The sequence below is a fragment of the Hydrogenophaga sp. genome, from assembly GCF_026125825.1.
In the GTDB taxonomy this organism is placed as follows: Bacteria; Pseudomonadota; Gammaproteobacteria; order Burkholderiales; family Burkholderiaceae_C; genus Hydrogenophaga.
Map to the genome: position 1 here is coordinate 1 of NZ_JAHCKK010000043.1, position 12,785 is coordinate 12,785.

Below are 12,785 nucleotides of genomic sequence, written 5' to 3' on the forward strand. Positions count from 1 at the left end.
TGGTGTGCGTGCTCTCGTTTCGCAGCGGCATCGCCGGTGCGATCGATGCGCTGCGGACCCGTCCCCGCCCCGGGCCCTGAGCGCGCGGCCCCCTTCCTGTTTGTGTGTTCCGTTTCAAGGAGATTTTCATGCCGCGTTTCGAACGCCAAGCCCTGATGGCGAAATTCCAGGACATGGTGCGCCAGCGCCAGCCCATCATCGGCGGGGGCGCCGGCACCGGCATTTCCGCCAAATGCGAAGAGGCCGCCGGCATCGACCTGATCGTGATCTACAACTCGGGCCGTTACCGCATGGCCGGGCGCGCCTCGTCGGCGGGCCTGCTGGCCTATGGCAACGCGAACGACATCGTGCTGGAGATGGCCGGCGAGGTGCTGCCGGTGGCGAAGAAGACACCGGTGATCGCCGGGGTCAACGGCACCGATCCGTTCATCGTCATGCCGGTGTTCCTGAAAAAGCTCAAGGAACTCGGGTTTTCCGGCGTGCAGAACTTTCCCACCGTGGGCATCATCGACGGCACGTTCCGCCAGAGCCTCGAGGAGACCGGCATCAACTACGCGACCGAGGTCGAGATGATCGGCCAGGCCCACGCCATCGACCTGCTGACCACGCCCTACGTGTTCTCCGCCGAGGAGGCCGTGGCCATGACCGAGGCCGGCGCCGACTTCATCGTGCCCCACATGGGCGTGACCACCGGCGGCACCATCGGCGCCACCACGGCCAAGTCGCTCGACGAATCGGTCAAACTCATCGACGAGTGGGGCGAGGCGGCGAGGAAAGTGCGCAAGGACGTGATCGTGATCGCGCACGGCGGCCCGATCTCCAGCCCCGAGGACGTGGCCCACGTGCTCCGACACAGCCGCCACTGCAATGGCTTCTACGGCGCCAGCAGCATGGAGCGGCTGCCCACGGAGATCGCGATCAAGTCGCACGTGGAGCGCTACAAGCAAGTGACTTTCTGAACCAGAACAACACAGGAGACAAGCGATGGCCAGGGTCTATGTGAGCGCGGTGATGAACGCGACGCTGGAGGAGGCGTGGGCCTTCCTGCGCGACTTCGGCGCGCTGGGCAACTACCACCCGTACTTCGAGAATTCCTATATTGAAGACGGCAAGCCGGCCGACCAGGTCGGCTGCGTGCGGCGCTTCACCGTGCGCGATGGCGGCGGCTACCTGCGAGAGCAACTGCTCGCGCTGTCCGACGACGAACACCGCTGCCGCTACAAGATCCTGCACATCGACGCCGACTGGAAGAACTACGTCGCCGAGATGCACCTGCTGCCTGTCACCGAGGGCCACCGCTGCTTCGGCGAATGGTGGGCCGAGTGGGACGTGCCGGCCGATCAGGCAGCCGAGGCGGTGGAGCGCGTGAAGGGCACCTTCCGCACCTTCTTCGAATGCGTGAACGCGCACCACGACCGGCGCCGATGAACAGGGCCTCACCCACCGCCTGGGTGGTGGGCACCTTCGATACCAAGGCCGCCGAGCTGGACTACCTTGCCGGCCTGCTGCGCGCGGCCGGCGTGCGCGTGGTGACGGTGGACATCGGCACGCGCAGCGCGCCTGGCGCGGCCGACATCGAGGCCGCCACCGTGGCGCGGCACCACCCAAGGGGGGCTGGCGCCGTGTTCGAGCCGTCCGACCGGGGCGAGGCCGTGATCGCCATGAGCGAGGCGCTGGTCGAGCTGGTGCGCGAGCGCCTAGCGGCCGGCGCGATTCAGGCCATGCTGGGTGTGGGCGGATCTGGCGGCAGCTCCATGATCGCGCCGGCGATGCGCCTGCTGCCCATTGGCAGCCCGAAGCTGCTGGTCTCCACCATGGCGGCGGGCGATGTGTCGGCCTACGTGGGCGTGGCGGACCTCACGCTGATGTACCCCGTCACCGACATCGCCGGTCTGAACCGGCTCTCGCGCACCATCCTGGCCAACGCGGCGCACGCCCTGGCGGGCATGCTGCTGCATCGCGCCCCAGCGGACCACGGGGCCGACAAGCCGTCCATCGGCCTGACCATGTTCGGTGTCACCACGCCCTGTGTGCAGGCGGTGCGCGGGTTGCTGGAGGCCGATTTCGACACCCAGGTGTTCCACGCCAACGGCGCGGGCGGTCGCACGCTGGAGGCCCTGGCCGCCGCTGGCATGCTGCGCGCCGTGGTCGATATCACCACCACCGAGGTGGGCCAGCACCTGGCCGGCGGCGTGTGCGACGCCGGGCCGAACCGGCTCGACGCCGCCGCGCGCCACGGCCTGCCCTGGGTGGGGTCGGTGGGCGCGCTGGACATGATCAACTGGGGCGCGCCGGCCACCATTCCAGAGCGGCACCGGGGCCGCGCTTTTCATGTGCACAACGCCCAGGTGACGCTGATGCGCAGCAACGCCCAGGAGCTGGAAGCGGCGGCGCAGCGCATGGCCGAGCAGCTCAACCGCGCCCGTGGCCCGGTGCGCCTGCTGTTGCCGCTGGGGGGCCTGTCGATGATCGATGCGCCGGGCCAGCCGTTCCACGACCCCGCGGCCGACGCGGTGCTGTTCGACACGCTGGAGCGCCTGTTCGAGGTGAGCGACACGCACCGGCTGCTCAAGCTGCCGCACCACATCAACGACCCGGCCTTCGCGGCGGCCGTGGCCGAACAGCTGAGGGCGGTGGTGTAAGGTTGCCGCATGAGCAACCCGATCGACCCCACCGAACAGGCCAAGGCATTTTTCTTTGAAGGCAATGCGCTCTTCGAGGCGGACCGGCTGGACGAGGCGCTGAGCCGCTACCAGGCCGCGCTGGCCCTGGTGCCGGGGCGGCCGTCCATCCTCGCCAACCTGGGCGTGACGCAGTGCCGCCTGGGCCACTGGGCCGAGGCCGTGGCCACGCTGTCGCAGGCCACGAAGGCCGACCCCACGCACCGCGACGCCTGGGTCGCGCTCGGCCTTTCGCACGAAGCGCTGTCGAACTGGGCCGGCGCCGCGCAGGCGCTGCAGCAGGGCGTCCGGCTGGGGGCTTCGACACCGCAGATCCACCTGTCGCTGGCGATGTGCCTGCTGCGGCTGGACCGGCCGGACGAAGCGCTGGCGGCGCTGGATCGCGTGCTCGCGCTGGACCCGACCCTGGCCGAGGCCTGGAGCCAGCGCGGCAGCGTGCTGCGCGACGCCGGCCAGCACGCCGAGGCCGCGCGCTGTTTCGAACAGGCCCTGGCCCACGGCGGTGACGAAACCCTGCACCGCTTCTACCTGGCCTCGGTGAAAGCCGGTGAAGCCGCGCCTGCACAGCCACCGCGCGCCTACGTGGAAGCGCTGTTCGACGAGTACGCCGACGATTTCCAGCACCACCTGATCCACCAGCTGAAGTACCAGGCGCACGACACCCTGCTGGCGCCGCTGCGCGTGGGCGGGCGGCGCTACCCGCTGGTGCTCGACCTTGGCTGCGGCACCGGCCTGTGCGGCCAGCTCATCCACCCGCACGCCGATGCGGTGGACGGTGTGGACCTGGCCCAGGCCATGGTCGAGCAGGCGCGCGCCAGCGGCGCCTACCGCCGCGTGGTGCAGGGCGAGCTGCTTGACTTCCTGCGCTCGCAGGACGAAGCCGCCGACCTGGTGATCGCGGCCGATGTGTTCATCTACGTGGGCGCGCTCGACGGCGTTTTTGCGGCGGTGCGCGAGCGCCTGAAACCCTCGGGTTGTTTCGCCTTCTCGGTCGAACTCGCCACCGGTGCCGAAGAACTGCAGCTGCGCCCCAGCCTGCGCTACGCGCACGCCCCGGCCTACGTGCAGCGCCTGGCCCAGGCGCACGGTTTCCATGTGCGCCAGACCTGGCAGGCACCGCTGCGCGAAGACCAGCAAAAACCGGTGATGGGCCTGTACGTGCTGCTGGAGCCCGCCGGCGCCCCATAACGCGGCCCTATACCCGAATCGCCATTCCGTATTGGTCAGCGCGCGGCGCGCTTCCTAGACTGTGGGCCACTCAACAGCCACCATGGAAAGCGCATGACCAAGCCACACGTCGACCTGTACTGGGACATCGGGAGCACGAACACCTATTTCGCGTTCAAGCTCCTCCAGCCCATCGTGGCGCGCCACGGTGCCGAACTCGTGCTGCACCCCTACAACCTGGGTTACGTGTTCCGCAACAACGACTACGAACTCATGAAGGAGTCCAAGGCCAAGCTGCGTTACCGCAAGCGCGACCTGATGCGCTGGGCCGAGAAGCACCAGCTGCCGTTCCAGATCCCGCGCCAGTTCCCCATCAAGTCCAGCCGCGTGCTGCGCGGTTCGCTGGCGATGCGCCAGAAGGGCTTGGAAGTGGCCTTCGTCGAAGCGGCGCTGGAGGCCTACTGGGAACAGGGCAACGCGGGCATCGTGGAGTACGCGGGCCTGCGCCCCATCGCCGAGCGGCTCGGCGTGGACCCGGACTGGTTCGAGGCCACCAGCGCCAGCGACGAGACCGGTGCCCTGCTCGCGAAGAGCACGGACGACGCGGTGGCGCGCGGCGTGTTCGGGGTGCCCATGATGTTCGTGGGCGACGAAATGTTCTGGGGCAAGGACCGGCTCGACTTCATGGAGGACGAGCTGGCGCGCGCCACCGCCTGATTACCCCACCCGCACCCAAGAACCGCCGGCCTTGAGCCGGCGGTTCTTGTGCGGTCAGACGACGCGGGCGCTGCGCAAGGCTTCAATCTGCGCCGCGTCCAGACCGGCCAGGCGCGTGAGCACCTCGTCGCTGTGCGCGCCGGGCAGCGGCGCCGGCTGGTCGTAGCCGCCGGGCGCGCCGCTGAACTTGATCGGAAAGCCCGAGCCCGCGGCCACCATGGTGGAGCGGCTCAGCGGGTTCCACAGCGGCACCGCCATCTGGCGCTGGACCATCTGGTCCCAGCGCAGCACATCGTGGATGTCGCGCACCGGGCTGCAGGCCAACTTGGCCCGCGCCAGGCGGGCCTCGACCTCTTCGGTGCGGATGGTCTGCGCCCACGACGCGACCACCTGATCCACCTGGGCGTTGTTCGCGAGCCGCCAGGCGACCGACATCATGTCCGGGTCGTCCTTGAGGTCGTTGCGCTCCATCACCTCCAGCAGCGCGAGCCAATCGTCGTGCGTGGCCGCGCCGAGCGTGACCCAGCCGTCGAGCGTGCGGTAGGCGTTGAAGGGCGAGAACCGCATGATGCGGTTGCCCTGCTGGGGCTGCAGGCCGAGCTGCGGGTAGCAGTCCAGCGGCTCGTCGAAGATCAGGGAGAACAGGCAATCGGCCATCGACACATCGATGGCCTGGCCCTCGCCGGTGCGGTCGCGGTGCAGCAGCGCGGCCACGATGCCCAGCGCGGCGAACACGCCCGAGATCGCGTCCGAGACCGGCGAGCCGGCCTTGGTGGGCGCGCTGCCGGGCTGGCCGGTGATGCTCATCAGGCCCACGGCGGCCTGCACCATCAGGTCGTAGGCCTTGAGGTGGCGGTCGGGGCCGGTGGCGCCGTAGCCGGTGAGCGAGCAGTACACGATGCGCGGGTTGGCCTCCTTCAGCGCCGCGTAGCCCACGCCCAGGCGCTCGGCCACCCCGGCGCTGAAGTTGTCCACCACCACGTCCGCGTGGCGCACCATGCGCAGGAAGATCTCGCGCCCCTCGGCGCTCTTGAGGTTGAGCGTGGCCGACTTCTTGCCCCGCGCGCGCTTGAGGTAGGCAATGCCCATGTCCTCATCGGTCTGGCGCTGGAAGCTCACGCCCTGCGGGCCCGCGAAGGGCGGCGCGAAGGCGGTCGGGTCGCCCGTTTTCGGGTCGTCGATCTTGATGACCTCCGCGCCCAGGCCGGCCAGGAACAGCGTGCCCTGTGGGCCGGAGAAAAAACGCGTGAGGTCGAGAACGACCACGCCGTCGAGGATCTTTGCAGTCATGGGCCCACCGTTGGAATGTGCGCCGCAGTGTAGGCAGCGGGTCCACGCGGGGGGAAATAGGTCTTTGACGTGGCGGTATCGCGCCGTCCTATGGGGGCGGCACGGGCGAGGCGCCAGGCCATTGGCCGGCCTCCACCAGCCGGTTCGTGACCTCGGTGATGAGTTCGACGATGCGGTGCGCCGCGCTGCTCAGGGGCACGATGTCGAAGGTGCAGAGCGACAGGCGCCGCTGCAGCGCCGGCTCGGTGATGCGCTGCACGCGCAGGCCGGCCGTGCCGCCCGGAATCGCCGCCGAGCCGATGGTGGCGCCCACGCCGCTGGCCACCACCGCGCGGATGGTGGCCAGCGAGTCAAGCTCGGCCAGCACGCGCATCTCGTGCCCGGCGGCCTGGAAGGCCGCGTCGATGATCTGGCGCGTGACGTTGGAGCGGCCGGGCAGGGCGAGTGGGCAAGGCGCGGCCTGGGCCAGCGACACCGTGTCGCCATCGCCCACGCCCTGCGCCGACATCAGGAACAGGTCCTCGATCAGCAGCGGGCGCACGTCCAGGTGGCTGGAGACCTTCTGGCGCGCCGTGCCGGTGTCCGGCGCCAGCGGCTCGAACAGCAGGCTCATCTCGATGCGCCCGTTGACCACCAGTTCCTCCAGGTGGCCGCTCAGGCTTTCGGTGATCTGCAGCTGGATGTCGGGGTACTTCGCGGCGGCCTCGGCGATCAGCGAGGGCGCGAGCAGCGTGGCCGCGCTGCTGGGCAGGCCCACCGACACCAGGCCCTGCGGGTAGTCGCCCGCGTGCTGCACGTCGGTGCGCATGCGCTCCATCTGGCGCAGCATGGCGCGCGCGTGGCGGTAGAACACCTCGCCCGCTTCGGTGGCCGAGACGCCGCGCACGCTGCGCGAGAGCAGCTTGACCTTGAGCTCCTCCTCCAGGTTGGCCATCTGGTGGCTGAGCGCGGGCTGGGCGATGAACAGGTCGGCGGCGGCGCGCGAGACGCTGCCCAGTTCGACGATGCGCACGAAGTACTTGAGCTGGCGGATTTCCATCGGGCCATTGTCCTATCGGCCCCTGGGGGCCTCCATATCTTTTCACGATGCCCCAAGCCCGACACGGTATTGGCGCGGCGCGCCGGCCCGTCCCATCATCCCTGTCCATGATTGATCTCTACTTCTGGAGCACGCCCAACGGCTACAAGGTCTCCATCCTGCTGGAAGAGCTGGGCCTGCCGTACCGCGTTATTCCCGTGCACATCGGCAAGGGCGAGCAGTTCAAGCCCGAGTTCCTCAAGATCAGCCCGAACAACAAGATCCCCGCGCTGGTGGACCCCGACGGGCCGGGCGGCGCGCCGATCGCGCTGTTCGAGTCGGGGGCCATCATGATGTACCTGGCCGAGAAGAGCGGCTGGGCGTTCATGCCGCAGGACATGCGCGCGCGCTACGAGGTGGTGCAGTGGCTCATGTTCCAGATGGGCGGTGTCGGCCCGATGCTGGGCCAGGCGCACCACTTCCGCAAGTACGCGCCCGAGAAGGTCGAGTACGCGATCGAGCGCTACACCAAAGAGGCGCGCCGGCTCTACACCGTGATCGACCGGCGCCTGGCCGAGGCCGAGTACCTCGCGGGCGACCTGTACTCCATCGCCGACATGGCGACCTACCCCTGGCTGCGCGCGCACAAGTGGCAAGGCCAGGACCTCGCCGATTTTCCGAACCTGCAGCGCTGGTACGCGGCGGTGCGCGCGCGCCCGGCGGTGCAGCGTGGCCTGGCCGTGCTGGAAGAGAAGGTCGACCGCTCCGGCGCCAAACCTACCGGCGAGCGCTGGGACAACCTGTTCGGCGCCGGCCAGTTCGCCACCTCGGAAAAGACCCCATGACCCAGAAGACCCCCATGCTCACCGGCTACCGCGTGCTCGACATCACGCAGATCGTGGCCGGCCCGACCTGCACCCGCATCCTGGCCGAGATGGGCGCCGAAGTGGTCAAGCTCGAACTCGCGCCCTTTGGCGACCGAACGCGGGTGGGCGGCCTGCGGTCGAACCAGCCCGAACACAAGCGCTGCTCGCAGAGCACCTACTTCATCCAGCACAACCACTCGAAGAAAAGCCTGGCGCTGGACTTCAAGAGCGAGCGCGCGCGCGAACTCATCAAGGCCATGCTGCCGAAGTTCGACGTGCTGGTGGAGAACTTCTCGCCCGGCGTGATGGCGCGCGCGGGCCTGAGCTACGACGAGTTGAAGGCGATCAACCCGAAACTGGTGATGTGCTCCATCTCGCTGGCCGGCCAGACCGGCGAGCTGGCGCAGAAGCCGGGTTACGACTACGTGGCCCAGGCCTACGCCGGCATCACCGACCTGATCGGCGAACGCGACGGCGAGCCCGCGCTGATCACCATGGCCATTGGCGACGCCTCCACCGGCGTGGCCGCGGCGATGGCGGTGGGCTTCGCGCTGCTGCACCGCGAGCGCACCGGCGAGGGCCAGTACATCGAGACCTCGCTGCTCGACACCTACTTCAACATGCACGAGGTGGCGGTGCCGCGCGTGAGCCTGCGCAAGAACCACACCCCTGTGCGCACCGGCTCGCAGCACCCCGACGGCGGGCCGACCGGCATCTTCCGCTGCGGCGACGGCACCTACCTCACCCTGGCCACGCTGCCGCACCAGTGGGCCGCTTTCGTCGAGGCGCTGGGCCAGCCCGAGCTGCTGAAGGACGAGCGCTTCGCCACCGCCGCGCTGCGGCGCGACCACAATGAGGCGCTCAAGCACATCCTCGAAGGCTGGCTGGCCGGCTTCGCCACGCGCGACGAGGCCATCGCCGCGCTGGAGCGCCACCGCATTCCCTGCGCGCCCGTGCTCACGCTGCGCGAGGCCATGGCGCACCCGCACCTGCGCGAGCGCGGCGTGGTGCGCGAGGTGCACGACCCCTACATCGGCCGCTTCGACATCCCCGGCCCGCCCGCGCGCTTCTCCGCCTGGGACGTGCCGGGTGGCCTGCGTGCCGACCTGCTGGGCGAGCACAACGAGGAGATCCTCCAATCGCTCGCCGGCCTGGACGACAGCGAGATCGAGCAGCTGTACCGCGATGGCGTGCTGGTGCGCGACCCCTTGCTGAATGCGGCCCGCGAGTTGACCGAGAAGACGGAGGCCTGAGACCGCCGCGAGACCCATCGACCGAACCACAACGAAGGAGACAAAGATGAAGAAACAGATATTCACCCTGGCCACGGCACTGGGCCTGGGCACCGCCGCGCTGGCCCAGGACTTCCCCCAGCGCCCGGTGACGCTCATCGTGCCGTTCTCGGCCGGCGGGCCGACCGACGTGGTCGCGCGCCACCTGGCCCAGGCCATGGGCAAATCGCTGGGCCAGCCGGTGGTGGTGGAAAACCGCGCCAGCTCGGGTGGCATCGTCGGCACCGAGGCCGTGGTGCGCGCCGAGGCCAACGGCTACACGCTGCTGATCCACAACATCGGCATGTCCACGCTGCCCGCGCTCTCGCGCTCGCTGCGCTTCAACCCGGCAACCGACCTGGACTTCATTGGCCAGGTGGCGGACGTGCCCATGACGCTGGTGGGCAAGCGCGACCTCGAACCGACCGGCTTTAAGGCGCTGCACCAGTACATCACGCTCAACCAGAAGAAGATCAACCTCGCCAACGCCGGCATCGGCACGGCCTCGCACCTGTGCGGGCTGATGCTGATGAGCCGCCTGAACCTGCCCATGACCACCGTGCCCTACAAGGGCGCCGCGCCCGCCATGGCCGATCTACAGGGGGGCCAGGTGGAGCTGTTGTGCGACCAGATCACCACCACGCTGGGGCCGATCCAGGCCGCGCGCGTCAAGCCCTACGGCAGCACCACGCGCGAACGCCTGCCCTCGCTGCCCGATCTGCCCACGCTGAGCGAACAGGGGCTCGACGGCTTGGAGGTGACGGTCTGGCACGGCGTGTACGCACCGAAAAACCTGCCCAAGCCCGTCACCGACAAACTGGTGAAGTCCCTGCAGGACGGCCTGGCCGACCCCGCGTTCCGCGACAGCCTGCAGAAACTGGGCGCCCTGCCCGTGAGCAAGGACAAGGCCACGCCCGACGGGCTGGGCAAGCACCTGCGCCAGGAGATCGCGCGCTGGTCGCCCGTGATCCGGCAGGCCGAGGCCTACCTCGACTGAGCGCGGCCGTTCATTCCTTGCGCCGCGCCACCCAGTAGGTGGCGCCCTCGGCGCCATAGCGCTCGGCATGCGGCACTTCGCTCTCGATCTGGAAGGTGTCGCCCGCGCGCAGCTGGCGCGTGAGGTCGCCCACCGTCAGCCACATCTCGCCGCGCGTGACCACCGCCTTGGCGCCAAAGGGGTGGGTGTGCATGTCCAGCACCGTGAAGGGCGCCCACTCGCGCTCAATCACCTCGTCGTAACCTTCGATCAGGGCCTGAAGGCGAAAGGCCTCGAAGTTGGCAGGGCTCATGCCCGCCATTGTGGGCCATCGCAGCGCGCGGTGAGGCGTTAGCATGGAGGGCTTGTGCACAGCGAAAGGCGTTCCATGTCCCACATGCTTCTGATCCTTGAACCGGTCGGCCAGCGCAGCTCCCGCACCGAGGCCCAGGGCCGCGAGGCGTATGCCAGCATGCAGCGTTTCGGCGAGTCGCTGCGCGCGCGCGGCAAGCTGCTGGCGGCGGAGTCGCTGGCCTCCCAGTCCCAGGGGGTGCGGGTGCACACGGGCGGCGGCAAGGCGCAGGTGGTGGACGGGCCGTTCGCCGAGGCCAAGGAAATGATCGGTGGCTTTTTTCTTCTGGACTGCGACAGCATGGAGGAGGCCGTGGCCATTGCCCAGCAGTGCCCGGCGGCCGAATGGGCCACCGTCGAGGTGCGTGCCCTGGGGCCGTGCTACGACGACAGCCAGGGCTGAGGCCCGGCCTCAGGGTTTTTCCTGGGGCTTTTGAGGCGGCACTTGTCGAAAACCCGGGGGCTGGTTCGTCGTGCCTGTTGAAGATACCGATTCAACAGGAGTTCCCGATGAAAGTGCCCGCCCGCATCCAGCCTTGCCTGTGGTTTGACCGCCAGGCCGAGGAGGCCGCACGGTTCTACGTGTCGGTGTTCCCGAACTCGCGCATCGGGGCGATCACCCGTTACGGCCCCGGCGCTCAGCTGCCCGAGGGCACGGTGCTCACGATCGATTTCGAACTCGACGGGCAGCAGCACACGGCGCTCAACGGCGGGCCGCATTTCCGGTTCTCCCCCGCCATTTCCCTCGTGGTGCGCTGCCACTCGCAGCAGGAGGTGGACCACTATTGGCATCACCTCTCGGCCGCACCGGAGCAGGAGCGCTGCGGCTGGCTGCAGGACCGCTACGGGCTGTCCTGGCAGATCGTGCCCGAGCAGCTCATGGCCCAGCTGCAGCACCCCGATGCGGCGCGCCGCCAGAGCGTCACGCTGGCCATGCTCGCCATGGGCAAGCTCGACATCGCGGCCCTGCAACACGCCTTCGACCACCCCTGAAGCCTTTTCCAGGAGACCCCCATGCGATTCATGATCATCGTCAAGTCCTGCGACGAATTCGAAGCCGAGACCTCGCCCGCGCCCGACGAGGCGCTGATGGCCGAGATGGTCCGCTACCACGAGGAACTGGCCCAGGCCGGCGTGCTGCTCGACGGCTCGGGCCTGCACCCCAGCCGCAAGGGCTGGCGCATCCATTACAGCGCCGACGGCAAGAAGCGCGTCGTCGACGGCCCGTTTGCCGAGGCCAAGGAACTGATCGCGGGCTACACCCTGATCCAGGTGCGCTCGCGCGAGGAGGCGATGGAGTGGAGCCGCCGCTTTCCCAACCCGGCGGGCGCGGGCAAGGAAGCCGTGATCGAGCTGCGCCAGCTCTACGAGATGGAGGACTTCCCGCCCAGCGAGCCGCTGGAGGACTTCAAGAAGCTCGACGCCATGAACCACCCCCAGCGCTGAGGAGCCGCACCATGTTCAAGATCCTTGCCCTGCTGATCGGTGTGGCCATCGCCGCCCTGCTGTTGTACGCCGCGAGCCGGCCCGACCGCTTCCACGTCGAGCGCTCCGCCACCATCCAGGCAAGCGCAGAGCGCCTGCACCCGCTCATCAACGATCTGCAGCGCTTCAACACCTGGAACCCCTACGCCCGCAAGGACCCGGCCATGCAGGGCCGGTACAGCGGGCCCACCGCCGGCCCTGGCGCGGTGTACGAGTTCCAGGGCAACAAGGAGGTGGGCAAGGGCCGCATCGGCATCACCGCGTCCAGCGCGCCCTCCAGCGTGACCATGCAACTCGACATGTTCGAGCCCTTCGAGGGCCACAACGTCGTCACCTTCAGCCTCGTGCCCGAAGGCGAGGCCACCCGGGTGACCTGGGCCATGGACGGCCCCAGCCCCTTCGTTGCGCGGCTCATCGGCGTCTTCATGAACATGGACCAGATGATCGGCCGCGATTTCGAGGCCGGGCTGTCTTACCTCCAATCGCTGGCCGAGAAGCCGGCAGCGTCCTGAGCTTTCTTCCACCCCGTCAACCTTCCAGAGGAACCGCCATGTTTCGCCAGATCTTCGTCAACCTGCCCATCAAGGACATGGCCCGGTCGCAGGCCTTCTTCAAGTCGCTGGGCCTGAACTTCAACCGGCAATTCACCAACGAGCAGGGCGCCTGCCTGGAGGTGGGCGAGAACATCTTCGCCATGCTGCTGGTCGAGCCCTTCTTCCAGGGCTTCACCAAGCTGCCGATCTCGGACGCGAAGAAGGCCACCGAGGTCTTGATCGCGCTCTCGGTCGACAGCCGCGCCCAGGTGGACGAGGTGGTGGCCAAGGCGGTGGCCGCCGGCGCGACCACGCCGAACGCGCCGATGGACCACGGTTTCATGTACCAGCATGGCTTCGCCGACCTGGATGGCCATCAGTGGGAGGTGTTCTGGATGGACATGAGCGCGGCCCCCGCGCAGATGTAAAT

Annotated in this window: 16 protein-coding genes; 13 read left to right on the forward strand and 3 right to left on the reverse strand. The window is 68.7% G+C overall.

The window, feature by feature from the left end; translation table 11 throughout:
* Window positions 1-128: 128 nt before the first annotated feature.
* The 5 genes from KIT86_RS14480 (at window position 129) to KIT86_RS14500 (ending at window position 4,565) form a co-directional block, all read left to right on the forward strand.
* Window positions 129-959, forward strand: coding sequence for a phosphoenolpyruvate hydrolase family protein (locus tag KIT86_RS14480; protein WP_297399523.1), 831 nt, complete (start codon window positions 129-131; stop codon window positions 957-959).
* A gap of 25 nt (window positions 960-984) precedes the next feature.
* Window positions 985-1,428, forward strand: a complete 444-nt coding sequence (locus tag KIT86_RS14485; protein WP_297399525.1) for an SRPBCC family protein — start codon at window positions 985-987, stop codon at window positions 1,426-1,428.
* Window positions 1,425-2,642 (forward strand): Tm-1-like ATP-binding domain-containing protein, encoded by a 1,218-nt coding sequence (locus tag KIT86_RS14490; protein WP_297399527.1) that lies wholly within the window; start codon window positions 1,425-1,427, stop codon window positions 2,640-2,642. The genes KIT86_RS14485 and KIT86_RS14490 overlap by 4 nt, the downstream gene beginning before the upstream one ends.
* 9 nt (window positions 2,643-2,651) lie before the next feature.
* Window positions 2,652-3,869 carry a tetratricopeptide repeat protein gene (locus KIT86_RS14495; RefSeq protein WP_297399529.1) on the forward strand — a complete coding sequence of 406 codons (1,218 nt, stop codon included), beginning with the start codon at window positions 2,652-2,654 and terminating at the stop codon, window positions 3,867-3,869.
* Window positions 3,870-3,962: 93 nt separating this feature from the next.
* Window positions 3,963-4,565 carry a 2-hydroxychromene-2-carboxylate isomerase gene (locus KIT86_RS14500; protein WP_297399531.1) on the forward strand — a complete coding sequence of 201 codons (603 nt, stop codon included), beginning with the start codon at window positions 3,963-3,965 and terminating at the stop codon, window positions 4,563-4,565.
* A gap of 54 nt (window positions 4,566-4,619) precedes the next feature.
* Here KIT86_RS14500 and KIT86_RS14505 read toward each other — a convergent pair whose 3' ends face one another.
* Together KIT86_RS14505 and KIT86_RS14510 are read right to left on the reverse strand one after the other, a co-directional pair.
* Entirely contained in the window at window positions 4,620-5,855 is a 1,236-nt protein-coding gene (locus KIT86_RS14505) for a CoA transferase (RefSeq protein ID WP_297399533.1), read from the reverse strand.
* A gap of 88 nt (window positions 5,856-5,943) precedes the next feature.
* On the reverse strand, window positions 5,944-6,894 hold the full coding sequence (locus tag KIT86_RS14510) for a LysR substrate-binding domain-containing protein (protein WP_297399535.1): 951 nt from the start codon (window positions 6,892-6,894) through the stop codon (window positions 5,944-5,946).
* 107 nt (window positions 6,895-7,001) lie between these two features.
* On the opposite strand from KIT86_RS14510, the gene KIT86_RS14515 reads away from it, so the two are divergent.
* The 3 genes from KIT86_RS14515 to KIT86_RS14525 are packed head-to-tail and all read left to right on the forward strand — an operon-like array spanning window position 7,002 to window position 10,007.
* Window positions 7,002-7,718, forward strand: a complete 717-nt coding sequence (locus KIT86_RS14515; protein WP_297399537.1) for a glutathione S-transferase N-terminal domain-containing protein — start codon at window positions 7,002-7,004, stop codon at window positions 7,716-7,718.
* On the forward strand, window positions 7,715-8,992 hold the full coding sequence (locus KIT86_RS14520; RefSeq protein WP_297399539.1) for a CaiB/BaiF CoA-transferase family protein: 1,278 nt from the start codon (window positions 7,715-7,717) through the stop codon (window positions 8,990-8,992). The genes KIT86_RS14515 and KIT86_RS14520 overlap by 4 nt, the downstream gene beginning before the upstream one ends.
* A 46-nt stretch (window positions 8,993-9,038) precedes the next feature.
* Window positions 9,039-10,007: a tripartite tricarboxylate transporter substrate-binding protein gene (locus KIT86_RS14525; RefSeq protein WP_297399540.1), complete on the forward strand. Its 969-nt coding sequence runs from the start codon at window positions 9,039-9,041 to the stop codon at window positions 10,005-10,007.
* Between the two features lie 10 nt (window positions 10,008-10,017).
* On the opposite strand, the gene KIT86_RS14530 is transcribed toward KIT86_RS14525, so the two are convergent.
* A complete protein-coding gene (locus KIT86_RS14530) occupies window positions 10,018-10,299 on the reverse strand; it encodes a cupin domain-containing protein (protein ID WP_297399542.1) in 282 nt (93 codons plus the stop codon).
* A 75-nt stretch (window positions 10,300-10,374) separates the two neighbouring features.
* Between KIT86_RS14530 and KIT86_RS14535 the strand changes: the two genes are divergently transcribed.
* The 5 genes from KIT86_RS14535 to KIT86_RS14555 all read left to right on the forward strand — a co-directional run bounded on the left by KIT86_RS14535 (window position 10,375) and on the right by KIT86_RS14555 (window position 12,783).
* Complete coding sequence (locus KIT86_RS14535) at window positions 10,375-10,740, forward strand: YciI family protein (protein WP_297399544.1); 366 nt, start codon at window positions 10,375-10,377, stop codon at window positions 10,738-10,740.
* A 107-nt stretch (window positions 10,741-10,847) separates the two neighbouring features.
* Window positions 10,848-11,330, forward strand: a complete 483-nt coding sequence (locus tag KIT86_RS14540) for a VOC family protein (RefSeq protein ID WP_297399546.1) — start codon at window positions 10,848-10,850, stop codon at window positions 11,328-11,330.
* Window positions 11,331-11,351: 21 nt separating this feature from the next.
* Complete coding sequence (locus KIT86_RS14545; protein ID WP_297399548.1) at window positions 11,352-11,783, forward strand: YciI family protein; 432 nt, start codon at window positions 11,352-11,354, stop codon at window positions 11,781-11,783.
* Between the two features lie 11 nt (window positions 11,784-11,794).
* Window positions 11,795-12,334 carry an SRPBCC family protein gene (locus KIT86_RS14550; protein WP_297399550.1) on the forward strand — a complete coding sequence of 180 codons (540 nt, stop codon included), beginning with the start codon at window positions 11,795-11,797 and terminating at the stop codon, window positions 12,332-12,334.
* Window positions 12,335-12,372: 38 nt separating this feature from the next.
* A complete protein-coding gene (locus tag KIT86_RS14555; protein ID WP_297399552.1) occupies window positions 12,373-12,783 on the forward strand; it encodes a VOC family protein in 411 nt (136 codons plus the stop codon).
* The last annotated feature ends 2 nt before the right edge of the window (window positions 12,784-12,785 follow it).